The sequence below is a fragment of the Microbacterium sp. NPDC056569 genome (assembly GCF_042793475.1).
In the GTDB taxonomy this organism is placed as follows: domain Bacteria; phylum Actinomycetota; class Actinomycetes; order Actinomycetales; family Microbacteriaceae; genus Microbacterium.
Map to the genome: position 1 here is coordinate 31,500 of NZ_JBHTUV010000010.1, position 24,617 is coordinate 56,116.

Consider the following 24,617-nt stretch of genomic DNA (forward strand, 5'->3'; position numbering starts at 1 on the left):
AGAGTGATGCCTCGATGGTCGCCTCCAGGCGCGCCGCATGGGGCGGCGCACGCAACTCCCCGGCAGGACCGAAGACTCCCGCTCCTCGCCGCCGGCGCAGGACGCCCGCCCTCGTCGCCGGGGTGAAGGCCGCGCTCACGGTGCTGAGCGTGGCGCTGGCCGCTGTGCTCGGCGCACTCGCGGCAGGCTCCGTGATGATGGCCCGGAAGGTGGTGACGCCCGCTCGTCGCCAGGCCGACACCCGCATCCTCGCGCTCGACACCGCCGCGCAGACGATCACGCTGTCGCGCACGGCCGACACCGAGCTCCCCGGACGCTACGGCCTGTTCACGTCCGGCACGTCCGACTACATCAAGCTCGGCTCGGTGCTCTCGGAGGATGCCTCGAGCGTCAAGCGCAAGCTCCTCACGCACGTGCCCGCCGATGCTCGCCTGGAGCCGGAGGCCGCGTTCAGCGGGTGGTACTACGACCACCCCGCGCAGCTGCACCTGCCGTTCACCCCCGAGCTCATCGGCTCGACCGTCGGCCCCTGCCCGGCCTGGCTGTTCCCCGCGGGCGAGGGCGAGACCTGGGTCATCCAGGTGCACGGCCGCGGCACGACGCGAGCCGAGTGCCTTCGCGCCGTGCCGGTGTTCCACGCCCTCGGCATCACGTCGCTCGTCGTGTCGTACCGCAACGACGGGGAGGCGCCGCGCAGCCGGAACGGCACCTACGCCCTGGGTGCGACGGAGTGGCGCGACGTCGACGCGGCCGTCGGATTCGCCCGGCGCCGCGGTGCCCGCCGGATCATCGTCATGGGCTGGTCGATGGGCGGCGCGATCGCCCTGCAGCTGGGGCTCAACTCCGCGCACGGCGACGCCATCGCCGGGCTCATCCTCGAATCGCCCGTGGTCGACTGGCGGATCGTGCTGAACCACCAGGCCCGCGCGGAGCGCGTCCCCGGCGCCGTCAGCCGCCTCGCGATCGAGGCGCTGCAGGCCGAGTGGGCGTCCCCGCTGACCCGCACCGGCGCGGCCATCCGCCTCGATCAGCTCGATGTGGTCGCGCGGGCTGCGGAGCTGCAGCATCCGGTCCTCATCCTCCACAGCGACGACGACGGCTTCGTGCCGTCCGACGCGTCTCATGACCTCGTCGCGGCGCGACCGGACCTCGTCGAGATGCAGGTGTTCGAGGTGGCGCGGCACACGAAGCTGTGGAACTACGACCAGGAGCGCTGGAGCGCGAGCATCGGCGCGTGGCTCGCCGCCCACGGCATCGTCGCGGACTGACGAGCCGACGCGCGGCTACGCCGTGGACTTGTCGCGCACCTGGCGCTGGGCGCGCAGGAGCATGCCCGTCATGCCCGAGAGGCGCAACGGTGACACCACACGGGTGAGCCCCAGCGTCTGGGGGAAATCGCCGGGCACGGCGAGCACCTCGGCCGCGGAGAGACCGGTCAGGCCCTGCGCCAGGATGCTCGCGAAGCCTCGGGTCGTCGGCGCCTCGGGCGGAGCCGTCGCGTGCATCGCGACGGCGCCTTCCGCATCGACGTCGACGACGATGAACACGGGCGACTGGCACTCGACCACGCGCTCGTACAGCTCGGGGTGACCCTCGTACTCCGGAGGCACTGCCGGCAGCTCGTACGAGTACTCCAGCAGCAGCTGCAGCCGGTCGGGCTCGGGCAGCTCGAGGAACTCGTCGCGGATCTCGGCGAGACGGTCGGGCAGGACGGCTTCGGTCATCCCTGCCATTTTCCCACGTTCGGGCGACGCGGCTCAGCGCGCGGGCGCTTCGCCCGGCTCCGAGCCGGCGACGATCGGGACTCGCACCGCGCTGCCCCACTCCGTCCACGACCCGTCGTAGTTGCGGACGTCGTCGAAGCCGAGGAGGTGCTTCAGCACGAACCAGGTGTGGCTCGACCGCTCGCCGATGCGGCAGTAGGCGACGATCGCGTCGTCATCCTCGAGCCCGACCTCGCCGCGGTAGATCTCGTCCAGCTCGGCGCGGGTCTTGAAGCCGCCGTCCTCGGCGACGGCGCGCGCCCACGGCACGCTCTGCGCCGACGGGATGTGGCCGCCGCGCAGGGCTCCCTCTTCGGGGTAGGCGGGCGCCGACGTGCGCGATCCGTCGTATTCCTCCGGGGAGCGCACGTCGATGAGCGGACCGCTGCCCAGGTGCGCGAGCACGTCGTCCTTGTACGCGCGCAGCACGGAATCGTCGCGCTCGACCACCGGGTATTCGGTGGGAGCCGGGGTCGAGGCATCCGTCGTGATCGGGCGTCCCTCTCCGATCCACTTGTCGCGCCCGCCGTCCAGGAGACGCACGTCCTCGTGGCCGAACAGGGAGAACACCCACAGTGCGTAGGCGGCCCACCAGTTGTTCTTGTCGCCGTAGATGACGACGGTGTCGTCGCGCGAGATGCCCTTGCGGCCGAGGAGCTCGGCGAAGCCTGCGCCGTCGACGTAGTCGCGCACGACGGGATCGTTGAGCTCCGTGTGCCAGTCGACCTTGACCGCCCCCGGGATGTGGCCGGTCTCGTACAGCAGCACGTCCTCGTCGGATTCGACCACGACGAGTCCCGGCTCGCCCAGGTGGGCCTCGAGCCAGTCGCCCGTCACGAGCCGGCCGGGCTCGGAGTACTCGGCGAACTTCTCGGAAGAGGTGTCGGTCTCGACGGTCATGGCGTCTCCAGGATCGGGTGCGAGGGAGCGGCGCCTGTCATCCGGCGTCAAGCGAGGGCAGGCGCACGCGGGTGACGGTTAGGGTTGAACCGTCGCCTCCGACCCTAGATTCCCGGCCGGGGCGGCACAGCCCCCTCGTAAGACTCCGACACAGGATCCGCATGACCGTCTCCGCCACCCGCATCGGCGTCGTCCACCTCGCGGAGCGCACTCCGCAGCTCGCCGGCGCCGAGATGGTCGCCGCCCTCGTCCCTCCGCCGCAGTTCGCCGACGCGACGTTCGACACGTACCGCGCCGACCCGGCGTATCCGTCGCAGCAGGAGGCGAAGGATCTGCTCCAGGCGTTCTCGGGTGCCGCGGCGCCCGCCAAAGGCGGACTGTTCCGCCGCGCCAAGCGCCCTGAGCTCAAGCCCGGCGTCTACCTCGACGGCGGCTTCGGCGTCGGCAAGACCCACCTGCTCGCCTCCGTCTATCACGCGATGCCTGCGCGCCGGAAGTACTTCGGCTCGTTCATCGAGTACACGGCGCTCGTCGGCGCGCTCGGCTACCAGAACACCGTCGAGCTGTTCCGCGGCTCCGATCTGCTCTGCATCGACGAGTTCGAGCTCGACGACCCGGGCGACACGATGGTCATGACGCGCCTGCTGGGCGAGCTCGTCTCCTCCGGCACCCGCCTGGCCGCGACATCCAACACCCCTCCCAACGCGCTCGGCGAGGGACGCTTCGCCGCGCAGGACTTCCTCCGTGAGATCCACGCGATGGCGTCGAGCTTCCAGACCATCCGCATCGACGGCACCGACTTCCGCCACCGCGCGGTCGACGGGCACGCCGTCGTGCTCGACCCGCCGCAGTACGAGGCGGCGATCGCGGATGCCGCCGCCACCGGGCTCGCCTCGGACGACGCGTTCGCCGCACTCGTCGCACATCTCGCGCACGTGCACCCCTCCCGCTACATCCGCCTCATCGAAGGGCTGGCGGTCGTCGGACTGCGGGACGTGACGCCCTTCGACGACCAGTCGGCGGCGCTGCGGTTCGTCGCCTTCATCGACCGCGTCTACGACGCCCAGCTGCCCATCCGCGCCACGGGCACGTCGCTCGACCTCGTCTTCCCCCAGGAGATGCTCGCGGGCGGCTACCGCAAGAAGTACCTGCGCGCCATCTCGCGCCTGGTGGCCTCCACCCTCGCGTGACGCCCGGCCGGGCCATCGGCTCCTCCCGGCGGGCTCCCGCCCCGCCGAAACCTGATGTTTACATCGCAGGGGTCGACGTAACCATCGCGAAACACGGTGCGCACGGCGGGTGAAACCGGCCCTCGCGAAACTGTGGTCAGCACAAGGCGAACACCCGTGACGCCGCGTGGAACTGTCACCGACCCGATGCGAGGTATCACCCCATGGACGCACCCGGCAACATCGCCTGGGCGGTCACCGCAACCGCTCTAGTCCTCCTTATGACGCCCGGCGTGGCGTTCTTCTACGGCGGTCTCGTCAAGGCCAAGTCCGTCGTCAGCATGATGATGATGAGCTTCGGCGCGCTCGGCCTCGTCGGCGTGCTCTGGATCCTCTACGGCGCGAACATGAGCGTGGTCGACGGCACGTGGAGCTTCGCCGGCAACCCGTTCAGCGACTTCGGGCTCTCGAGCCTCTCGTCGGGTGAGGGGGCGAACGTCGGCCTGCTGGGCACCGCCTACGGCGCGACCTTCGCGATCATCACCGTCGCGCTGATCTCGGGCGCGATCGCCGACCGCGCCAAGTTCGGCGCCTGGATGATCTTCGCGGGCCTGTTCGCCACGCTCGTCTACTTCCCGGTTGCGGCCTGGGTCTGGGGCGGCGGCTGGATCTACAACCTCGGCACCACGATGTTCGGCGAGGACAGCGGCGTCGCGGTCATCGACTACGCCGGTGGCACCGCGGTGCACATCAACGCGGGTGCTGCGGCCCTCGCGCTCGCGCTGGTCCTCGGCAAGCGCATCGGCTTCCAGAAGGGCATCCTCAAGCCGCACAACGTGCCGCTGACGCTCCTGGGCGCGGCGCTCCTCTGGTTCGGCTGGTTCGGCTTCAACGGCGGCGCCGAGTGGCTCTCGGAGGACATGGGCAACGTCGGCCTCATCACGATCAACACCCTCGGCGCGACCGCTGCGGCCGTCATCGGCTGGATCATCGTCGAGAAGGTCAAGGACGGCAAGCCGACCTCGGTCGGCGCCGCCTCGGGTGCGGTGGCCGGTCTCGTCGCCATCACCCCGGCGTGTGCCAACCTCACGCCCGGCTGGGCCCTGCTGCTCGGCGTGCTCGTCGGCGCCGTCTGCGCCCTGGCGATCGAGCTGAAGTTCAAGCTCGGCTTCGACGACTCGCTCGACGTGGTCGGCATCCACCTGGTCGGCGGCCTCTTCGGAACGATCTACCTCGGCTTCTTCGCGACCGAGACGGGTCTGTTCCTCGGCGGCGGCGTCGACCAGCTGATCGTCCAGGTGATCGCCGCGGTGGGCGTCCTGCTCTACTCGTTCATCGTGGCCTTCGTCATCGGCTTCGTGATCGAGAAGACGATCGGCTTCCGCGTCAAGAACGAGGACGAGCTGGCCGGCGTCGACACCGTCGTGCACGGCGAGGAGGGCTACCTCCTGGACGAGCGCGTCTGATCCTGACGGATCCCCCCGGATCCGAGGGCGCCGCGGCATCGCCGCGGCGCCCTCGCCGTGTCCGGGTGTCGTTTGGCTAGGGTGACGATGTGACACAGCGAAGCGGGCTCCGCGGCATCCTGAGCAGCATCTTCCGGCCCCGCCGGGCACCGGGCCGCTCGACGACCGCGACCGGGCCCGAGGACGGCCGCAGCGGCCCCGCGGCGACGGTGGAGGTGGCGCCTCCCGGGAGGGGAGCGCTGCGGATCACCTACGCCCCCGATCACGACGGCGATCCCGACGCGGGGGAGATCATCTGGACCTGGGTCCCGTACGCCGAGAACGACGGGCGCGGGAAGGATCGCCCGCTCCTGGTCATCGCGCGGCAGAGCGCAGACCGCGTGTACGCGGTCCGCCTCACGAGCAAGCCGCACGACGGCGACCGGGACTTCCTCGCGCTCGGCACGGGGGACTGGGACGCGCAGGGCCGGCCCTCGTGGCTCGACATCGAGCAGCTGTACAGCGTGCATCGGGACGGCATGCGGCGCGAGGCATCCGCTCTCGATCTGAACCGGTTCGTCCGCGTCGCCGACGCTCTTCACCGCCGCTACGGCTGGGACGTCGGGAACTGATGCGAGAAGGCCCGATCACTCTCGTGACCGGGCCTTCTGTGGTGGTGGGCGATACCAGACTCGAACTGATGACCTCTTCCGTGTGAAGGAAGCGCGCTACCAACTGCGCCAATCGCCCGTTCCCCGGAGGGGGACGAGTATCGATCCTACCGGATGCCGGAGCGTGCCTCGAACCACATCTGCGTGACACGCGCGGGGTGCGCCCGGTTTTGCAGGACGCTCAGGATCGGTTAGAGTCTTTCAAGTGCCCGGGTGAACAACCCGGGAACGAAATGCGGATGTAGCGCAGTTGGTAGCGCACAACCTTGCCAAGGTTGGGGTCGCGAGTTCGAGTCTCGTCATCCGCTCGAGTGCAGGGATCTCTTTCGGGGGATCACGGCACGTGGGGTCAAACCACACGCGGTGGCGTGGCCGAGCGGCTAGGCACCGGCCTGCAAAGCCGTTTACACGGGTTCGAATCCCGTCGCCACCTCGCCGACAACTGAACAGCCTCTTTAGGCGCGATTGGCGCAGCGGTAGCGCGCTTCCCTGACACGGAAGAGGTCACTGGTTCGATCCCAGTATCGCGCACCACCCGAAACCCCCGGCTTGCCGGGGGTTTTGTCGTTTCCGGCCCTCTCAGCGGACGTGCTCGGCCGGATACACGTCGCGGATCCGCTCCCGGAAGAACCGGCCCGCACTGTCGGCCTCGCGGAGCGCCCGGTGCACCGACGGCGGAACGGCGAAGTAGCGGTAGACGTCGCCGGACGCGAACTCCAGCTCGAGCACCGCCGTCTCCGCGTCGTACCCCGCCGACGCGATGGCCGCGGAGTCCAGGCGCTGTCGTCGCACGGCTTCAGGCTACGCCCGGAGCCTCATGACAGGGGCGCCAGGCTGCGAGCTGAACCCGCCGTTCCCGCCCGTCACGCATTCAGCTCGGCGAGGATCCTCGGGTACACGTCGATGTGGGCACGGGCCCCGAGGAAGACGTCGGCATGGCCGTACCCGCGCAGGACCGTGAGCGAGTGCCGGCCCGGCTGATGCCGTTCCAGGTAGGAGTGCGTCCTCTTCTGGCTCTCGGGCAGGAACGCACGGTTCTCGGCACCGGTGAACAGGGCGAACCTGGCCTGCGTCCGCGGCGCCTCGGCGCCGAATCGGGCGGGAAGTCCGTCCCTCACCCGGATCGACACGACGTGTCCGGCGCGCTCGGAGGCGGCGAGCTGCGCGTAGAAGCTCATGGGCACGCGACCGAACTCGGTCGCCACCCAGTCGTGGGTCGCGGCATCCAGATTCGCGTGTCTCCACAGCGCGGGATGCCCCGATCCCAGCGCGAAGCTCGCCATGTTGCAGCTCGCGTTGCCGCACTCCGCGTGCCACACGCGCACCGCGTTGCGGGTCACGCGGGGGAGCGCCCTCTCGGGCCCGTCCCGCCAGGGGACATCCACGTAGGACTGCGTGCGCTGCAGGAGCGGTCGCAGCGTGTGCAGCTTCACCCGGGCGAACCGCGGGATGACGGGATGCAGCGACACGCCGTTGGACACGATCACCTCGACCTCCGGCACGAGCCCGCTCGCCGCGGCCATGCTGAGCGCCGTCGACCCCTGGCAGTGCGCCACCGCTCGCACGGAGGCCGCGCCGGTCTGGGCGAGGACATGACGGACGGCGGCCGGAACATCGTGCAGCGCGACGTCGTCGAGCGTCCAGGGCCGCGGATCGAGGTCGGTCGAGCCTCGCCAGTTGAGCATCCAGACATCCCAGCCATCGTCGAGCAGCGCGTCGACGAGCGTGCGGGCGACGGGTGGCCGGAAGGTCTCGGCGCGCATCGCCACGCCGTGGAGCAGCAGCACGGGCCCCTTCGTGGGCTCGGTGTCGGTGCGTACGCGGATGAGGGTGACCGTGACACCGTCGCCCGCGTCGAGGAAGTGGACGTCGTCACGGTGGCGGAAGCGCGCCGTCGCCCTCACGGTCCTTCCTCCGGCGAGGACACCGACGGCACGGGCGTCGGGACGGCGCCCGGTGCGGGCGGACCGGGACGGAGGTAGACGTCCTTCATCGACCCCGCGAAGAACGCGCCGAACCGTGCGATGGAACCGAGCGGACCCGCGCCCGACCCGCGGAACGTCGTCAGCTGACGTGCGAAGTCGAGAGGCAGGATGCGCAGCACGCCGGCGCCGATCACGTCGGCCGGCGCATCCTGGCCGCCGTTCTCGCCCGGCGGGACATGGCCGCGCATGAGGGTGATGTAGAGGGTCGACGTGTCTGTCCACATGTCGAACCCGCGGTCGTTGCGGACGGTCTTGAAGCCGTACATCGTGAGCGGCTGCCCCGACATGTCGCTGAACCACAGCCGATACCGCATCTCGCGGGTGAGAGCCGCGTCGGCCGCGACGAAGAGGTTCGCCCATCCACGCTGGACGGGCAGCCTGCCGCCCAGCAGGTCGCAGTCGACGAACCCCTCGGCGATCGCGGTGCGATCCTCGCCCGCGGCGAACCGCTCGACATCCGGTGCGGTGATCGTGAGCTGGAACATGAAGCGCTGCGCCAGCTGGCGTCCGAGCTCCCAGCCGGCGAGGGGATCCGTCTCGCCCAGGGCGAGGTGTCCTTTCATCTGCTCGGTGAACTCCATGCCGCGGCCGGCCACCGGATCCGCCGGCGCCTCGACGACCGGCTCCGGCGACGGCCGCACGGCCCCCCGCCGACGCTTGGGCTTCGGGCGCTCGAGCACGTGCTCCACCGCGCGGTCGGCCATCGCGGCGATGGTGAGCGAGGGGTTGGGGCCGACCGGCCCGGGAACCGCCGAGCCGTCGACGACGAACAGCCCGGGGTGGCCGAACGACTCGCCCCAGCTGTCAACGACCCCCTCCTGCGGCGCGCGGCCCATCGGCGCGCCGCCCAACGGGTGGACGGTGACGACGCGTTTCGTCCACCACAGCGGGTTGTCACGGAACTTGCCGCCGAGCGCCTCGGTGATGCCCTGCATCGTCTCGCGCATGGCGTCGAAGTACGCCTTGCTGGTGGCGGTCGTCCACTCCACCTCGATCTCGCCGTCGACGAGCGTGATCCGTCCGTCCGGGGTGTCGCGGCCCATGCCGAGCAGCGGGAGCGAACTCGAGGTCAGCCGCCCCTGCCCGACGAGCTTCGCGACCTCGGCCGAGATCGTCGACTCGTTCCTGTTCGCCAGGCGGTGCATGACCATCTGCGACACGACGCTCGCCGCGCGCCGCATCGACGCCGTGACCTGTGCGGTCTCGACGAGCCAGCTGGTGAATTCCGGGAAGCCCGCCTCCTGGACGTAGTACCCGCGGCCCTGGCCCTCTTCGTCGAGCCCATCGGGCTTGCGGATGGCAGTGGTGATCACGGGACCGTAGGCGGGGTCGATCATGCGGGTGAGCCCGCCCTCGGTCGTCTGCTGCGCGCCGAGGCAGAAGGTGAGCAGGTCGCCGTTGCCGCTGAAGCGGGTCCCCAGCGCGCGCCCGATCGCGGGCAGCGCCACTCGGTTGCGCAGCAGCAGGGCGGTCGTGCCGAACGTGCCCGCGCCCAGGAACAGCTGGTCGCACGTGATGCGCAGGTGGGTGCGCTCGTACCGACCGCTCGCGTCGGGCTCGCCGTAGCGCACATAGCGCACCTCGTATCCGCCGCCGTCGAGCGGCGTGACGCCGTTCACCTCGCACAGCGTGCGCAGATCTGCGCCGTGCGACGACGCGGCCGAGAGGTAGTTGTGATCGAGGGTGTTCTTCGACCCCTCGTTGCAGCCGATGTCGCACTCGCCGCACAGACGACAGGTCAAGCGCGTGGCGTTGTGGAGGTTGCCGTAGGAGGGCGTGTCGATGACCTGCTTCGGGATGGCCTCCGCGCCGGGCCGCGACGAGAACGAGACCGCGAGCGGGGGAGAGAAGGCCTGGAGCCCCAGCTGATCGGCGGCCTCACGGAGGGCCCGTGCCTTGGGAAGATCGGGGTAGGGATTCGGCACCGGTGTCATCATCGCCTCGACGGCGTCGTAGTGCCGGTCGAGGTCGTTGCGGCCGATCGGCCAGTGCTCGTACCCGCCACCGGGCAGCGGCGAATCGTGCACGAACCAGCGCTCGTCCTTGCGCAGCAGGACGTTGGCGTAGATGAGCGAGCCGCCGCCGAGACCCGCCGACACGATCCCTTCGAGCTTGCGGAACGACCGCACGTCGAACAGGCCGAGCAGCTCGTCCTTCGGCTCCCAGAAGGCGCGGCTCATCTCGTACGGGTTGCGGGCGAAGTCTCCCGGCGCGTACCTGCGCCCGCGCTCGAGCAGCACGACGGAGCGACCCGCCTCCGCCAGGCGATACGCGCTGACGGACGCCCCGAATCCGGAGCCCACCACGACCGCGTCGACGTGCTCGGCAGCCGGCATCTCAGGCCACCCCGCGACGTGATGCGGCGTGGCATGGGTGGTTCTCGTGTTGCGTGCGGATCATCGGCTCCCTCTCTGCGGGGCTCGGCGACACACTCGGTCGAGGCGGTCGTACACCGGAGGAGTCCGGCGCGCCGCACAAGATACGTCGCCCCCGGACCACCCCCTCGGCACTCAAACTAGTGATCCCGACGACGGTGCCGCAACGGATTCCGCGCCGCGGTCGGCGCCGCGCAGGGGGTCGTCGGATTCTCCCGCCGACGGGATGTACGAAGGATGGCCCGTGCCACCTCTGTTCACTATGATTCGGGCAGATCCACCGACCTGCCCTCTCGCTCAAACCGCCTGCTGTGAGGAGACCCGAGGTGCTCAGACGCTTCTACGCCAGGATCAACCGCACGAGGCCGTGGTACCGGCTTCCGTTCCTGCTGGGGCTGTTCAACCTCATCGCCCTGCGCGATGAGCTGCGTGAGGACAACCTCGTCGACACCCGTACCCCGGGCGACGCCGGCCGCACTCCTGGCGCGACTCTCACCACCGTCGACGACGAGCGCCGGCGCTTCCGCACGGCCGACGGCTCGTACAACGATCTGAGCGATCCCGACATGGGCCGCGCGGGCACGCGGTTCGCCCGCAACGTGCCGCTCGCGCACACATGGCCGGCGGAGGGCGACGAGCTCATGACCCCCAGCCCGCGCGAGGTCAGCCGCACGCTGATGCGCCGCGAGTCGTTCACGCCGGCGACGTCGATCAACCTCCTCGCGGCGGCGTGGATCCAGTTCCAGACGCACGACTGGTTCGCGCACGGCCGGGAGCCGGTCGACGTGATCGAGATCGATCTCGAGGAGGGCGACGACTGGTTCGAGCGGCCGATGCGCATCCCGCGCACGAAGGCGGACGGCACCCGCACCGACGCCGACCGCGACCTGCCGCCGACATTCATCAACAGCAACTCCCACTGGTGGGACGCGTCGTCGATCTACGGGAGCACCCCGGAGCGACGCGAGCAGGTGCGCAGCCACGTCGACGGAAAGCTGGTCTTGAAGGACGGCAATCTGCCGCTCGACCCGGCGACCGGCGTGGCGCTCACCGGCTTCAGCGAGAACTGGTGGGTCGGGCTCGGCCTGCTCCACACGCTGTTCACACTCGAGCACAACGCGATCTGCGACCGGCTGAAGAAGGACTACCCCGGGATGACCGAGGACGAGCTCTTCGGCACCGCACAGCTGGTCGTCTCCGCGCTCCTGGCCAAGATCCACACGGTGGAATGGACACCCGCGATCATCGCGCACCCCGTCCTCAAGGTCGCCATGCGGGCGAACTGGTGGGGTCTCGCGGAGGAGAAGCTCCACCGGCTGTTCGGACGCCTGAGCAGGAGCGAGGTGATCAGCGGCATCCCCGGATCCGCGTTCGACCACCACGGCTCGCCCTATCAGCTGACCGAGGAGTTCGCCGCGGTCTACCGCCTGCACCCCCTCCTCCCCGACACGTTGGAGGTGCACTCGCTCGACGACGGCACGCTCGTCGACAGCATGGAGTTCCAGGAGATCATCCTGCTCAACGCGCATCGCGTGCTCACCTCGGGCGCGAAGGTGCAGGACCTCTGGTACTCGTTCGGGGTGCAGCATCCGGGTGCCGTTCAGCTGCACAACTTCCCCCGGTGGATGCAGGACATCACCCTGCCCGACGGGCTGCGCCTCGATCTCGCGGCACTCGACGTCATGCGCGACCGCGAGCGCGGCGTGCCGCGGTACAACGAGTTCCGGCGGCAGCTGCACCTGAAGCCGGCCGAGACCTTCGACGAGCTCACGGACAATCCGGTGTGGGCGCGCGAGCTCGAGGCGATGTACGGCGATGTCGAGAAGGTCGACCTGCAGGTCGGCATGCACGCGGAGACACCGCCACCGGGCTTCGGCTTCAGCGACACCGCCTTCCGCGTGTTCATCCTCATGGCCAGCCGAAGGCTCAAGAGCGACCGGTTCATCACGGACTGCTACACCGAGGAGTACTACACGAAGACCGGCATGCAGTGGGTCGCCGACAACACCATGAGCTCAGTGCTCCTGCGCCACTACCCGCAGCTCGCGCCCTCGCTCGAGGGCGTGAAGAACGCGTTCGCCCCGTGGAAGGTGCGAACGGCGCCGGGCGGCGCGGATGCCCCGGTGGACGCGCGCGCGACGGCGGTGACGGGCAAGTGACGCGCAAGCCGCTCCCGCCCGGAAGATTCGGGCTGCCCTGGCTGGGAGAGACCCTGTCGATCCTGCGCAACAACCACGCGTTCTATACCGATCGCATCGAGAAGTACGGCCCGATCTTCAAGACGCGGCTGTTCGGGAACAGCTTCGTGATCTTCTCCGGGCACGAGGCGTTCCACACCTTCGCGATCGACGAGCGGATCGTGCGCGGCGACGCGGACCCCATCTCGGCGGAGCAGATCTTCATGAACTCGCTCGCGCTCATCGACGGTGCCGAGCACCACCTCCGCAAGTCGGTGATGCTGCGCGCGGTGGGCTTCCGCTCGGCGATCGCGTCCTACCTTCCGACGATGCAGGAACTGCTCGAGCGCACGATCGACCCGTGGCTCGCGAGCGGCACCGGCGGCGACCTCCGCGCCGACCTGCAGCGCTTCGCGGCACGGCTGACGGGTGCGCTCTACACCGGCGACCGCAGCGAGGAGCACGCGGCGGAGCTCGACCGCCACCTCGCGAACATGCGCGACGCGTTCATGACGCTGCCGCTGCCGATCCCCGGCACGAAGTACGGCAAGGCGATCGCGGGTCGCAAGCGCATGGACGAGATCATCGCCGAAGCGCTCGAGAAGCACGAGCGGGGCGGGTACGACGACATCGTGTCGCGGATGATCGTCGCCGCGAATGACGCCGACGTGCCGATCGACGCGCTGCGCGGCGACATCCGCCACCTCATCTTCGCGGGCCAGGGCGGCTACTTCGTGCCGCTCACGCTGACCACGATGATCGTGGGGCAGCACCCCGACATCATGGAGCGCGCCCGGGCCGAAGTGCTCGCCGTCTCGCCCGAGGGCGCCATCACCATGGAGCAGATCGAGCGGATGGAGTACCTCGAGCAGATCTCGAAGGAGGTGCGACGGTACTTCGCGATGAACTCCGCGACCTTCTTCGGCCGGGTGCAGTCCGACATGGAGGTGGGCGGCTACCGGATCCCGAAGGGCTGGGGCGCGATGGGAGGCATCCACATCAACATGCGCAACCCCGACGTGTTCCCCGATCCCGACCGGTTCGACCCCGACCGCTTCGAGACGAAGCGGGAGGCGGCGCTGCCGCCGGGAAGCTACGTCCCGCACGGCGACGGCCAGAGCACTCACCACCGGTGCCCGGGCGAGAACATCGTCACCGTGGCGGTCAAGGTTTACCTGACGCTGCTCCTGCGGAGAGCCGAGTGGTCCATCCCCGAACAGGATCTGACGCTGACCAACGAGCTCTTCCCCCTGCCCGCGAGCGGGCTCACCGTGACGTTCCGCGAGCATGTCCCCGTCGCCGGCTGACGCGGGCCGGCGCGCCCCGACCAGTGGCGGCATCGGCAAGCTCGTTCCGCTCACGCGGCTCATGGTCGTCGGATCCCGGCTGCCGCTGACGCGCACGCCCGCCGAGGCCGGACTCGAGTACGAGGACGTCGTGTTCGAGGCGACCGACGGCGTAGAGCTGCGCGGCTGGTTCGTCTCCGCCGGCGCGGGGCCCGCGCCGACGGTCGTGTGGGTGCACGGCTGGCTCTGGAACCGGATGGGCAATGTCGCCGGCCTCGTGTCCTTCCCCGACCGGGATGTGGACTTCCTCCCCGCCACCAAGGCACTGCACGACGCGGGCTACCACGTGCTCATGTTCGATCTCTCGAACCACGGCGAGAGCGGCGCGCGGCGACCGCTCACCTTCGGGCCGTGGGAGGCGCGCGACTACGCGGGCGCGGTGGCCTACCTGCGGTCGCGCCCCGATGTCATCCCCGATCGCATCGGGGCGATCGGCATGTCCGCCGGCGGCAACACGGTCCTCTACGGCGCACCCGAGGCGCAGCCGATGAAGGCGCTCCTCATCGTCCAGCCGACCAGGCTCACGGTCTTCAACGAACGGTTCGCGCGCGACCAGCTCGGGCGGCTGGGCTCGCTCGCTGCCCGTTCCATGGACCTGCTCTACTTCCTGCTGCGCGCGCCCCTGCCCAGCCGGCAGGATCCGGCGATCCCCGCCCGCCGCATCGCGGATGCGACGGTGCAGTACGTCCAGGGCGTCGGCGATCCGTGGGGCACGATGGAGGCCGTCGAGGACATCTCGGCCGCGACCCCCAAGTCGCTCGGCGTCATCAGGTATCCGTCCCCGCCCGGCCGCTACGAGGGCTACCGGTACGTCATGGAGGATCCGGCGGCCGTCGTCGACTTCTTCGGCGAGCACCTCTGACGGCACGATCGGGCGGTCGCAGCATCCGTTCGCGCCACCCGATCACCGGTCAGCGGTGCCAGAGTCCGTCGTGGGCGGCCTGGCGGGTGTACTGCCGCGGGTCGAAGAAGCGATCGTAGTACTCGAGCTCGAGGTGCGAGAACTGCAGCCACATGCCGGGGGTGTAGAACGCGTCGACGTGCGCGGGGAACCGGCCGTACGTGTCCCAGATGTAGTTGCAGATCTCCTTCGTGTACGCGATCTCCTCGGGACCGAACTTCGTGCCCTTCTCGAGGAAGGCCCGCGCGTCGTCGGAGTTGCGGTACGGGCTCGCGAAGACCTTCTCGTTGCCGTAGGCCGGTCCGGTGGCGCTGTACTTGGACTCGACCACACGGTCGACCGCTTCGTCCATCGAGGAGACGTACGGGGGAGTGAGGCCCTCGAGGATGCCGTCGATCCCCACCGGGTTCGGCTGCGACGCCGGCACCGGCGGCCACTTGCGGTGCTTCTTCGGCTCTTGGAGCCGGAAGCCGAGCCCGTGCCAGCCCCTGGCGTCGTCCTGCTGCCAGATGTACGGCGGGAACACGGAGCCGTGGATCCAGCCGCCCAGCCCCATCGCCTGACCGAGCAGCATGAGGTTCTGGAAGTAGAAGAACGCCTCGTAGTCGGTGCGCAGCGTGTTGCCGAACCCGAGCGGAGCCTGGCTCGCCTTGTTGAGGTAGCCGCTGCGCACGCGGTCGAGCCCGCCGATCGGGTGGTAGGGGATCTTCGGCCCGATGCCGAGGCCGCTGCCGATCTTCGCGATCCACTCCACGGCGTTCTTCGGGTGGAAGGTGCGCCAGTCGTCCAGGAACAGCGGCCGCATCCCACCCGGCTCGGTCAGGAGGATCAGGATCGCGTTGATGTACTGCCACGTGCAGTCGACGACGGGGAAGAAGACCGTCGTGCCCGGGGTGTTGGACGCCTGGTTGTTCCAGCCGAGGTAATACGGCCACTCTCGCGGAAAGTCGAGTCGCCGGTCCGAGACGCGCACCAGGCACTCGTCCGCGGCGCCGATCCAGTCGGCCTCCGTCCAGTCGCCCCATTTGGGCGGGAGGTCCCTCAGCAGTTCGAGAGCGCGCTCGCCCCTGGGGCTTCGCAGCAGGAAGATGCCGTCGTCGTTGATCATGAAGAAGTGCGTGGCCTGCGCGTTGTCGGCGCTGCTGCCGGTGCGCGCCATGATGTTGAGGAACGGCGTGCCGAGCTCGTTGAGCCCGTTGTGCTCGACGAGCGGACCGTCGTGCGTCGTGATGCCGGTGATCCCCGTCACGCAGGTGATGAGGATCGCCTCCTCGAGCCTGCTCAGGGGCGCCGGGGCGTTGTGGCTCTCGTGGCTGAGCGGCCCGGCGTTGACCGAGAAGCCTCGCGGGATGCGGCGGGTGCGCCGTTCGGTGAGCGCCGACAGGAACGGATAGCCCGCGAGGTCGGCGAGCGCGGGATGGATCGCGGATGCCGTGGCGTCGGCGGCCGGGGACGGGTCGATCGATGTCATGGCGCTCTCCTCGTTCTCGTCAGTTGTGCCGGTCGAGCCGGCCGGTGATCACGGGGTAGACGTCGCGCGCGGCATCCTTCCCGATGAAGCAGTCCATGTGGGCGTAGCCCGGGATGACGTCCCGCGTGTAGAACTCGTCGCCGTTGCGCTCGCGCAGCACGTCGTAGGTGATCTCGCTGCCCTCGGGGAGGAACAGCCGGTTGTCCGCGCCGTGGAGGAATGCGATCGGCAGGCGGAGTCCCGACACGTCGTCGAGGTAGTCGTGTCCTCCGTCCGCGCTCACGGCGTGGTCCTCGCGCAGGATCCTCGTGATGTGGCGCAGCGTCGTCATGTTCGCGACGCCGAACGCCTCCTCGAGGTGGTCGTGGGTCGCGTCGTTGAGCTGCGCGTGGTCGTACACCTCGCCGTACATGAACATCACACGGCGGCAGAAGGGACGATCGCACGGCTCGTCGCCGGAGGGATAGATCGCGAGCGCCCTGTCGTAGAGCGTCTCGCCCCACGACGGGTCGTCGTCGAACTCGGTGGTGAGCGTGTCGAAGCCCAGCGCCTGCAGGATGTTCCCGGCGTAGACGCCGGCGCGCAGCTCGTTGAGCGTGCCGCCGCGCGGGTGCAGGGTCACCTGCGACGCCACCGCGGACCGCACGCCTTCGAGGCCCAGGCCCATCGCCATCAGCATCGTCAGCGATCCGACGCAGTGCGCCACGATCTGCACCGAATCAGCGCCCGACACCTCGCGCACCTTCGCCACCGCCGCGGGGTAGTCGTACCGCGCGATGTCGTCGAGCGTGAACTGCGTGCCGCCTGACGGCAGTGCCGGACTCGCCCGGTAGTCGAGCACCCACACGTCGTACCCGTGCTCGTGCAGGTGCTCGGGGAAGTTCGTGTCGGTCGTGTCGATCGTGTATGCGAACGCCGACGTGCCGAAACCGGGCGTCAGGATGACAGGACCCTTGGCCCCACCCTCGAACCGCGTGAGCCTCAGCGTGACGCCGTCCTCGGTGGGGAACTCGTGGATCGTCGGCTCGCCGCAGCGAAGGGGTCGCCGCTCGCGCTCCTCAGGGATGTCCGTCGCCGTCGACGCGGCTTCGTGCTCGCTCATCTCGACCCCCCAACGTCGGCCGTACGGAGTTCGTCGCGGCGAGGCGGCACCTGCCCATGGGCGACGACGGGGTCAGCATATTGCCCGGCATGCGCTCTCGTCACGAAGTTCTGGAGTGCCTGCGGGCCCCGCTGATACCCGCCGCCCGAGAACCACTGGCTAGACTCGTCGCGTGGAACTCGTCTGGTCGACCGCCGCAACGGCAGTGCAGACCGACACGCGAACGCTCGGCGCCTGAGCGGGCGGGGCGCGGCGTGCGCCCGAAGCTGAGTAGCCTTGAATCCGAGCCATTCCCAGGAGAGTTTCCGTGACTGACGCTGTGCCATATCCCGCCGACGGCTTCGCCCTGTTCCCCGACCGCTCCGTCGTCGCGCTGCGCGTGAACGGCGAGCTGAAAGACCTCGCCACGGTGGTGCAGGAGACGGATGCTGTGGAGCCCGTCACCATCGACAGCCCCGACGGCCTCGCGATCCTGCGCCACTCCACGGCGCACGTCCTCGCCCAGGCCGTCCAGCGCATCAACCCGCAGGCGAACCTCGGCATCGGCCCGCCCATCACCGACGGGTTCTACTACGACTTCGGTGTGGAGCACCCGTTCACCCCCGAAGACCTCAAGGCCATCGACAAGGAGATGGCGCGCATCATCCGCGAGGGCCAGCGCTTCGTGCGCCGTGTCGTCAGCGACGAGGAGGCGCGCGTCGAACTCGTCGACGAGCCGTTCAAGCTCGAGCTCATCGGCCTCAAGGGCGGGGGCGCCGAGAAGACCGAAGGGGCTTCCGTAGAGGTCGGCGCCGGCGAGCTCACGATCTACGACAACGTCGACCGCGACGGCCAGACGGTCTGGAAGGACCTCTGCCGCGGACCGCACCTGCCCAGCACCCGCATGATCGGCAACGGCTGGGCGCTGCAGCGCATCGCCGGCGCCTACTGGCGCGGCAGCGAGAAGAACCCGCAGCTGCAGCGCATCTACGGCACCGCGTGGCCCACCAAGGACGAGCTGCGCGCCTACCAGACCCGCCTCGAGGAGGCCGCCAAGCGCGACCACCGCAAGCTCGGCAAGGACCTCGACCTCTTCTCGTTCCCGGACGAGATCGGGTCGGGCCTGTCGGTGTGGCATCCCCGCGGCGGTGTCGTGCGCGGCGAGATGGAGCAGCACGCGCGTCGCCGTCACATCGCGGGCGGGTACACCTACGTGTACACGCCGCACATCTCGAAGGAGGACCTGTTCCTCACCTCGAACCACCTCGTCACGTACAAGGAGGGCATGTTCCCGCCGATCGTGATGGACGAGGAGCGCGACGAGCACGGCGAGATCGTCAAGCACGGCCAGGACTACTACCTGAAGCCGATGAACTGCCCGATGCACATCCTCATCTACAAGGAGCGCGCGCGCAGCTACCGCGACCTGCCGATGCGCCTCGCCGAGAACGGCACCGTGTACCGGAACGAGCTGTCGGGCGCCCTGCACGGCCTCACCCGCGTGCGCGGCTTCACTCAGGACGACTCGCACCTCTTCGTCACCCCCGAGCAGCTGGAGGAGGAGGCGACCCGCGTCCTCGAGTTCGTCATCTCGATGCTGCGCGACTTCGGCCTCGACGACTTCGAGCTCGAGCTTTCGATGCGCGACGACGAGAAGGACAAGTGGATCGGCTCGGATGAGTTCTGGGACTACTCGACGAACGCGCTGCGCAACGTCGCCGTCGCGAGCGGCCTGAAGCTCACCGAGGTGCCCGGCGAGGCCGCGTTCTACGGCCCGAAGATCGACCTCAAGACCCGCGACGCGATCGGCCGCACGTGGCAGCTGTCCACCGTGCAGGTCGACCCGAACCTGCCCGAGCGCTTCGAGCTCGAGTACACGGACCGCGACGGCCAGAAGAAGCGGCCGATCATGATCCACCGCGCGCTGTTCGGCTCGATCGAGCGGTTCTTCGCGATCCTGCTCGAGCACTACGCGGGCGCGTTCCCGGTGTGGCTCTCGCCGGTCCAGGTCGTCGGCATCCCCGTCGCCGACGACTTCGCGGACTACCTCGGCGAGGTCATCGACCAGCTGAAGGCCGAGGGCGTCCGCGCCGAGCTCGACCACTCGGACGACCGCATGCAGAAGAAGATCCGCACGCACACGACCCAGAAGGTGCCGCTGCAGCTCATCGCGGGCGCGCAGGATCAGGCCGGCGGCACCGTGTCGTTCCGCTTCCGCGACGGCTCGCAGGAGAACGGCGTCCCGATCGCCGACGCCGTCCGCCGGGTCCGCGAGGCGATCGCGTCGCACGCGCTCGTGAACACCGCGGAGGACTTCGCGTGAGCTCCGTCGACGAGGCCGGGTCGGGCGCTCCGGAGACGGATGCTGCCGACCCGGCGCTCGTCGACGCCGCGACGCTCGCGGGCGTTCCCGATGAGTTCCAGCGCCTCTGGACGCCGCACCGCATGGCGTACATCCAGGCGGGGCCCGAGGTGCTGCGCCACGACTGCCCGTTCTGCGAGGCGCCCCGCAGGTCGGACGAGGACGGCCTCATCGTGTTCCGCGGGAAGACCTCCTACGCGCTGCTGAACCTCTTCCCGTACAACTCGGGGCACCTCCTCGTGTGCCCGTACCGCCACATCGCGACGTACGACCAGGCGACCGACGAGGAGGTCGCCGAGATCGGCGCCCTCACGCAGCAGGGCATGCGCGTGCTGCGCCAGATCTCGCGCTGCGACGGCTTCAACATCGGCATGAACCAGGGCCACGTGGCGGGAGCGGGAGTGGACGAGCACCTGCACCAGCACATCGTGCCGCGCTGGGCGTCCGACGCGAACTTCTTCCCGATCATCGCCAAGACGAAGGCCCTGCCGCAGCTGCTCGGCGACGTGCGCCGCGCGGTCTACGACGCCTGGCACGCCTGACATGAGGGGAGCGGATGCTGCGGCCCGCAGCATCCGTTGTGTTCCACCTCTCAGCGGACCCGCGTGACCTCGAACTGCAGGCGCGGGTTCGCGTAGGCGTCCTGCGACTCGACGAGCTGCAGCTCGCGCTCGCCCGAGGCGTGGGTGCGCTCGAGCAGGTCGTACACGCTCGACGTCGTGCGGGCCAGGGCGTCGGCCGCGTCGCCGGTGCCGCGATAGTGCGCGGTGAAGAGCGCCGCCGTGACGTCGCCCGAACCGTTGGCCTTCATCGGGATGTGCGGGGTCTGCACGATCCAGGCGCCGTCGTCGGTCACCGCGAGCATCTCGATCGTGCCCTCGGCGCGGTCAGGACGCTCGACGCTCGTGACCAGCACGGTGCCGGGGCCCATCGCGCGCGCAGCGTCGGCCGAGGCGAGCGTCGAGTCGAGGTCCGAGGGCTCGGTCTCGGTGAGGAAGCCCAGTTCGAACTGGTTGGGCGTGATGATGTCGGCGGCGGGCACGACGCGGTCGCGGAGCAGCACCGGTATCGCAGGGGCGACGAAGCAGCCCGACTTCGCGTTGCCCATCACGGGATCGCACGCGTAGATCGCGGCGGGGTTGGCCTGCTTGACCCGCGCGACGGTGTCGAGGATGACGTCGGCGATGCCGTCGCCGCCCTGGTAGCCCGAGAGGACGACGTCGATCTGCGGGAACACACCGCGATCCTCGATGCCGAGGACGACGTCGCGCACATCGTCCGGGTCGATCAGCGGACCACGCCACGCCCCGTAGCCGGTGTGGTTGGAGAAGTTCACCGTGTACACCGGCATGACCTCGACGCCGATGCGCTGCAGCGGGAAGACGGCGGCGGAGTTGCCGACGTGGCCGTAGGCGACCGCGGACTGGATCGAGAGGATCTTCACCGCTCGATCATGCCACTTCGCGCGTGACGAGCCGTCCACCGGCCGCGCGCACGGCCGCGGCCACGTCGACGGCGAGTCGCTCGGCGTCGGCATCATCGAGGTCGTGCACCGTCAGGCGGAGCCGGCGGGAGGGCCCGCCGTCGCCGAGGACGAACTCGTCGCCCGCGCGCGCCAGCCAGCCGCGCCGCATCAGCTGCTCCGACACCGCTCGCGCGGGGACCGGGAGCGGGATCCACAGGTTCAGCCCGTCCCCGGCATCCGCCGGCACGCCCTCGACGGCGAGCCGCTCGACGAAGGCGGCGTTGCGCGCCGCGTAGTGCGCACCGGCGCGCTCGATCGCGGCCATGGTGGCGGCATCCGTCACCAATGCGTGCGTCAGTCGCTGCAGCAGGTGGCTGACCCACGTCGTGCCGGGGGTGAGGCGGATCGCGAGACGCTCGGCGGTCTCGGGATCGGATGCCGTCACCGCCAGGCACATGTCGGGGCCGAGGAACTTCGACACCGACCGCACGAGCGCCCACCGACGGTGACCCGACGCGATGAGCGAGTGGAACGGCTGTCGCGAGAGGAGCGAGAAGTGGTCGTCCTCGATCACGAGCACGTACGGGTGCTCGCGGAGCACGGCCCGCAGCTCTTCGGCGCGGCGCGCGGACAGGCACGCCCCGGTCGGATTCTGCGCGCGGGGCGTGTGGACGACCGCGCGCACGCCCTGCTCGAGCGCGGCCCGCAGTCCCTCGACCGTCATGCCTTCGTCGTCGACGGGCACCGGGACGGGGCGGTAGCCGCCGATCCGCACCGTGTGGATGCTCGTCAGGAAGCACGGATCCTCGAGCGCGACGGCGTCGTCGCGGGTGAGCGCCTGTGCGAGCAGCCGCTCGACGGCATCCGCGGCGCCGCTCGTGATCGTGAGGCGCATGTCGGCGGCAGCGGCGAGCCCGTCGCGCATCCACTCGTGCGCCCAGCCGTCGAGACCCGGGTCGATGACCGGTTCGCCGTACAGCACGGGACGGCCGGCCATGGCCGCGAGCGCGCCGGAGAGATCGGGGATGAGCTCGGGATCGGGGTTGCCGGTGCCGACGTCGCGCAGGACGCTGCCGGCCGCGAACCCCTCCTGGGCGACGGGGGACAGGTCCGCGACGCGCGTGCCGCCCCTGCCGCGGGTGACGATCACGCCGGCCTGCGTGAGCTGCCGATACGCCGCGACGACCGTGTTGCGGTTCACGCCGAGTTCGTCGGCGAGGGAGCGCACGGGCGGGAGGAGGTCGCCCGGGTGCAGGTCGCCCCGCTCGATGCGGGCCCGCAGGCTCTCGGCGATCTCGGAGGCGGATCGGCCGCTGATGTCGAGGTCCATGCCTGCACTTCCGTGACGTCCTGCCCCGCCGGATGCGAGGTCTCACCCATGCTATCTTTTGGCCTAGGCCAATACCCGCATTGTCCTCACCCGTTGCGCGTCCGCGCTCCGATCGAAGGGAAAGCTCGTGACCACTGCCGACACGGGAACCGACCGCGTCAAGCGCGGCCTCGCCGAGATGCTCAAGGGCGGCGTCATCATGGACGTCGTCACGCCCGACCAGGCGAAGATCGCCGAGGACGCCGGCGCCGTCGCCGTCATGGCCCTCGAGCGCGTGCCCGCCGACATCCGCGCGCAGGGCGGGGTCTCGCGCATGAGCGACCCCGACATGATCGACGGCATCATCGAGGCCGTCTCGATCCCGGTGATGGCGAAGGCGCGCATCGGCCACTTCGTCGAGGCGCAGGTGCTGCAGGAGCTCGGCGTCGACTACATCGACGAGTCCGAGGTGCTGTCGCCCGCCGACTACGTGAACCACATCGACAAGTGGAACTTCACCGTGCCGTTCGTGTGCGGTGCCACCAACCTGGGCGAGGCCCTGCGACGCATCAACGAGGGCGCCGCCATGATCCGCTCGAAGGGCGAGGCGGGCACCGGCGACGTGTCGGAGGCCACCAAGCACATCCGCAAGATCACGAGCGAGATCAACGTGCTGCGCTCGATGACCAAGGACGAGCTCTACGTCGCCGCGAAGGAGCTGCAGGCGCCGTACGACCTCGTCGCCGAGATCGCCGAGACCGGCAAGCTGCCGGTCGTGCTCTTCGTCGCGGGCGGCGTCGCCACCCCCGCGGACGCCGCGATGATGATGCAGATGGGCGCCGACGGCGTGTTCGTCGGCTCCGGCATCTTCAAGTCGGGCAACCCCGCGCAGCGCGCCGCGGCCATCGTGAAGGCGACGACGTTCTACGACGACCCGAAGGTCATCGCCGACGTGTCGCGCGGCCTGGGCGAGGCCATGGTCGGGATCAACGTCGCCGACCTGCCCGCGCCGCACCGGCTCGCCGAGCGCGGCTGGTGACGACACCGCCGCGCGTCGGCGTCCTCGCACTGCAGGGAGACGTCCGTGAGCACGTGCGCGTGCTCACGGACCTCGGCGCCGAGGTGACGAAGGTGCGTCGCCCCGAGGAGCTCGCCGAGGTGGACGGCCTCGTGCTCCCGGGCGGCGAGTCCAGCGTGATCGACAAGCTCTCGCGCGCTTTCGGCATGCGCGAGCCGGTGCGCGAGGCGATCGCGGCCGGGATGCCGGTGTACGGGACGTGCGCCGGCCTCATCCTCCTCGCCGACCGCATCATCGACGGCATCGAGGGCCAGCAGACGTTCGGCGGGCTCGACGTCACGGTGCGCCGCAACGCGTTCGGCAGCCAAGTGGACTCCTTCGAGGTCGACCTCGACATCTCGGCGCTCGGCGAGGCGCCCGTCCACGCGGTCTTCATCCGCGCACCACTCGTCGAGGAGTCCGGCGACGGCGTCGAACGCCTCGCCACCCTCGAAGACGGACGGGTCGTCGCGGTGCGGCAGGGCGCGCTGCTGGGCACGTCGTTCCATCCCGAGGTGACGGGGGAGCACCGCTTCCACGCGCTCTTCCTCGACATGGTGCGCGAGCGGGCCCGATGACGGGGCGCACGCGATCCGTCGGGGTACATTCGGAACCATGACGATCAACGACTGGTGGCGCGAGCACCCCGAGGAGCGCTACTGGATGATCGCCCCGTCGCGCGGCATCGTCGGCGACGCCCTCTCGGCGCCCAAAGCCGCGGACGAACGCCGCTTCGAGTGGTCGCACGAGCTCGTCGGGTTCACCGAGCCCGGAGACACGCTGTTCGTGTGGGACCGCACCCTGCCCGTGCCCGGCATCGCCGCGTGGGGGCGCGTGCTCGGGCCGCTCGGCGAGGAGACGCGCGAGCGTCGCGGCGACGACCTGCCGCACTGGCGCATGCCGATCAGCGACACGCTGCGTCTCGCGTCTCCGATCACCCTGCCGAGCCTCCGGCGGGTCGGCAGCGAGATCGTGACCGTGCGCGACCGGGTGGAGCAGCTCACCGAGGGCCCCGTGTACTTCCCGTTCATCGGCTCGGCGGAGACCCTCGCACCCGCGCCGGCATACCTCACGAAGGTCCCGCGCGACCTCGTGGCGCTGCTCTCGGCGAGGTTCGGCTTCGAGTTCGCGCTGTAGCGC

The 24,617-nt window shown here is 69.9% G+C and carries 21 protein-coding genes and 4 tRNA genes; 15 read left to right on the top strand and 10 right to left on the bottom strand.

Annotated features, from left to right (window positions below; all coding sequences use genetic code 11):
• The first annotated feature begins 14 nt into the window (after positions 1 to 14).
• Entirely contained in the window at positions 15 to 1,268 is a 1,254-nt protein-coding gene (locus ACFQ7C_RS12680; protein ID WP_378901404.1) for an alpha/beta hydrolase family protein, read from the top strand.
• A 15-nt stretch (positions 1,269 to 1,283) separates the two neighbouring features.
• Here the strand turns inward: ACFQ7C_RS12680 and ACFQ7C_RS12685 are convergent, their stop codons facing one another.
• Both ACFQ7C_RS12685 and ACFQ7C_RS12690 read right to left on the bottom strand, forming a co-directional pair.
• Complete coding sequence (locus ACFQ7C_RS12685) at positions 1,284 to 1,724, bottom strand: SufE family protein (protein WP_378901407.1); 441 nt, start codon at positions 1,722 to 1,724, stop codon at positions 1,284 to 1,286.
• Positions 1,725 to 1,757: 33 nt separating this feature from the next.
• Positions 1,758 to 2,663, bottom strand: coding sequence for a sulfurtransferase (locus ACFQ7C_RS12690; protein ID WP_378901409.1), 906 nt, complete (start codon positions 2,661 to 2,663; stop codon positions 1,758 to 1,760).
• 161 nt (positions 2,664 to 2,824) lie between these two features.
• On the opposite strand from ACFQ7C_RS12690, the gene zapE reads away from it, so the two are divergent.
• From zapE to ACFQ7C_RS12705, 3 genes are all read left to right on the top strand, one after another.
• Positions 2,825 to 3,853 (top strand): cell division protein ZapE, encoded by a 1,029-nt coding sequence (zapE, locus tag ACFQ7C_RS12695; RefSeq protein WP_378901412.1) that lies wholly within the window; start codon positions 2,825 to 2,827, stop codon positions 3,851 to 3,853.
• A 203-nt stretch (positions 3,854 to 4,056) separates the two neighbouring features.
• Positions 4,057 to 5,298: an ammonium transporter gene (locus tag ACFQ7C_RS12700; protein WP_378901415.1), complete on the top strand. Its 1,242-nt coding sequence runs from the start codon at positions 4,057 to 4,059 to the stop codon at positions 5,296 to 5,298.
• An 89-nt stretch (positions 5,299 to 5,387) separates the two neighbouring features.
• The gene (locus ACFQ7C_RS12705) at positions 5,388 to 5,909 is read left to right on the top strand and encodes a type II toxin-antitoxin system PemK/MazF family toxin (protein WP_378901418.1); all 522 of its coding nucleotides are present in this window, start codon (positions 5,388 to 5,390) and stop codon (positions 5,907 to 5,909) included.
• 42 nt (positions 5,910 to 5,951) lie between these two features.
• On the opposite strand, the gene ACFQ7C_RS12710 is transcribed toward ACFQ7C_RS12705, so the two are convergent.
• Positions 5,952 to 6,027 (bottom strand) — tRNA-Val (locus ACFQ7C_RS12710).
• Positions 6,028 to 6,183: 156 nt separating this feature from the next.
• Between ACFQ7C_RS12710 and ACFQ7C_RS12715 the strand changes: the two genes are divergently transcribed.
• The 3 genes from ACFQ7C_RS12715 to ACFQ7C_RS12725 all read left to right on the top strand — a co-directional run bounded on the left by ACFQ7C_RS12715 (position 6,184) and on the right by ACFQ7C_RS12725 (position 6,482).
• Positions 6,184 to 6,256: transfer RNA gene (locus tag ACFQ7C_RS12715), tRNA-Gly, on the top strand.
• Between the two features lie 54 nt (positions 6,257 to 6,310).
• Positions 6,311 to 6,381 (top strand) — tRNA-Cys (locus ACFQ7C_RS12720).
• A 26-nt stretch (positions 6,382 to 6,407) separates the two neighbouring features.
• Positions 6,408 to 6,482: transfer RNA gene (locus tag ACFQ7C_RS12725), tRNA-Val, on the top strand.
• 45 nt (positions 6,483 to 6,527) lie between these two features.
• Here ACFQ7C_RS12725 and ACFQ7C_RS12730 read toward each other — a convergent pair.
• From ACFQ7C_RS12730 to ACFQ7C_RS12740, 3 genes are all read right to left on the bottom strand, one after another.
• The gene (locus ACFQ7C_RS12730; protein WP_378901424.1) at positions 6,528 to 6,740 is read right to left on the bottom strand and encodes a KTSC domain-containing protein; all 213 of its coding nucleotides are present in this window, start codon (positions 6,738 to 6,740) and stop codon (positions 6,528 to 6,530) included.
• 71 nt (positions 6,741 to 6,811) lie between these two features.
• The gene (locus ACFQ7C_RS12735) at positions 6,812 to 7,852 is read right to left on the bottom strand and encodes an alpha/beta hydrolase (protein WP_378901427.1); all 1,041 of its coding nucleotides are present in this window, start codon (positions 7,850 to 7,852) and stop codon (positions 6,812 to 6,814) included.
• Positions 7,849 to 10,269: a GMC oxidoreductase gene (locus ACFQ7C_RS12740; RefSeq protein ID WP_378901430.1), complete on the bottom strand. Its 2,421-nt coding sequence runs from the start codon at positions 10,267 to 10,269 to the stop codon at positions 7,849 to 7,851. Before ACFQ7C_RS12740 ends, ACFQ7C_RS12735 begins: the two co-directional genes overlap by 4 nt.
• A 365-nt stretch (positions 10,270 to 10,634) precedes the next feature.
• On the opposite strand from ACFQ7C_RS12740, the gene ACFQ7C_RS12745 reads away from it, so the two are divergent.
• From ACFQ7C_RS12745 to ACFQ7C_RS12755, 3 genes are read left to right on the top strand one after another with little or no spacing between them, the layout of a single operon-like run.
• A complete protein-coding gene (locus ACFQ7C_RS12745; protein ID WP_378901433.1) occupies positions 10,635 to 12,467 on the top strand; it encodes a peroxidase family protein in 1,833 nt (610 codons plus the stop codon).
• Positions 12,464 to 13,792, top strand: coding sequence for a cytochrome P450 (locus ACFQ7C_RS12750; RefSeq protein WP_378901436.1), 1,329 nt, complete (start codon positions 12,464 to 12,466; stop codon positions 13,790 to 13,792). The genes ACFQ7C_RS12745 and ACFQ7C_RS12750 overlap by 4 nt, the downstream gene beginning before the upstream one ends.
• The gene (locus ACFQ7C_RS12755; RefSeq protein WP_378901439.1) at positions 13,773 to 14,693 is read left to right on the top strand and encodes an alpha/beta hydrolase; all 921 of its coding nucleotides are present in this window, start codon (positions 13,773 to 13,775) and stop codon (positions 14,691 to 14,693) included. The genes ACFQ7C_RS12750 and ACFQ7C_RS12755 overlap by 20 nt, the downstream gene beginning before the upstream one ends.
• Before the next feature lie 49 nt (positions 14,694 to 14,742).
• On the opposite strand, the gene ACFQ7C_RS12760 is transcribed toward ACFQ7C_RS12755, so the two are convergent.
• Positions 14,743 to 16,203, bottom strand: coding sequence for a hypothetical protein (locus ACFQ7C_RS12760; RefSeq protein ID WP_378901442.1), 1,461 nt, complete (start codon positions 16,201 to 16,203; stop codon positions 14,743 to 14,745).
• Between the two features lie 19 nt (positions 16,204 to 16,222).
• Positions 16,223 to 17,305 carry an alpha/beta fold hydrolase gene (locus ACFQ7C_RS12765; protein ID WP_378901445.1) on the bottom strand — a complete coding sequence of 361 codons (1,083 nt, stop codon included), beginning with the start codon at positions 17,303 to 17,305 and terminating at the stop codon, positions 16,223 to 16,225.
• Positions 17,306 to 17,612: 307 nt separating this feature from the next.
• Between ACFQ7C_RS12765 and thrS the strand changes: the two genes are divergently transcribed.
• Positions 17,613 to 19,607: a threonine--tRNA ligase gene (thrS, locus tag ACFQ7C_RS12770; RefSeq protein WP_378901448.1), complete on the top strand. Its 1,995-nt coding sequence runs from the start codon at positions 17,613 to 17,615 to the stop codon at positions 19,605 to 19,607.
• Positions 19,604 to 20,188 carry an HIT family protein gene (locus tag ACFQ7C_RS12775; RefSeq protein ID WP_378901451.1) on the top strand — a complete coding sequence of 195 codons (585 nt, stop codon included), beginning with the start codon at positions 19,604 to 19,606 and terminating at the stop codon, positions 20,186 to 20,188. Before thrS ends, ACFQ7C_RS12775 begins: the two co-directional genes overlap by 4 nt.
• A gap of 50 nt (positions 20,189 to 20,238) precedes the next feature.
• On the opposite strand, the gene pdxY is transcribed toward ACFQ7C_RS12775, so the two are convergent.
• Entirely contained in the window at positions 20,239 to 21,090 is an 852-nt protein-coding gene (pdxY, locus tag ACFQ7C_RS12780) for a pyridoxal kinase PdxY (RefSeq protein ID WP_378901454.1), read from the bottom strand.
• Between the two features lie 7 nt (positions 21,091 to 21,097).
• On the bottom strand, positions 21,098 to 22,441 hold the full coding sequence (locus ACFQ7C_RS12785; protein WP_378901457.1) for an aminotransferase class I/II-fold pyridoxal phosphate-dependent enzyme: 1,344 nt from the start codon (positions 22,439 to 22,441) through the stop codon (positions 21,098 to 21,100).
• A gap of 127 nt (positions 22,442 to 22,568) precedes the next feature.
• Here ACFQ7C_RS12785 and pdxS point away from each other — a divergent pair, with 127 nt between their 5' ends.
• From pdxS to ACFQ7C_RS12800, 3 genes are read left to right on the top strand one after another with little or no spacing between them, the layout of a single operon-like run.
• Positions 22,569 to 23,459, top strand: coding sequence for a pyridoxal 5'-phosphate synthase lyase subunit PdxS (pdxS, locus tag ACFQ7C_RS12790; RefSeq protein WP_341999502.1), 891 nt, complete (start codon positions 22,569 to 22,571; stop codon positions 23,457 to 23,459).
• Positions 23,453 to 24,055 carry a pyridoxal 5'-phosphate synthase glutaminase subunit PdxT gene (gene pdxT, locus ACFQ7C_RS12795; RefSeq protein ID WP_378901888.1) on the top strand — a complete coding sequence of 201 codons (603 nt, stop codon included), beginning with the start codon at positions 23,453 to 23,455 and terminating at the stop codon, positions 24,053 to 24,055. The genes pdxS and pdxT overlap by 7 nt, the downstream gene beginning before the upstream one ends.
• A gap of 37 nt (positions 24,056 to 24,092) precedes the next feature.
• Positions 24,093 to 24,614, top strand: a complete 522-nt coding sequence (locus ACFQ7C_RS12800; RefSeq protein ID WP_378901460.1) for a hypothetical protein — start codon at positions 24,093 to 24,095, stop codon at positions 24,612 to 24,614.
• Positions 24,615 to 24,617: the final 3 nt, after the last annotated feature.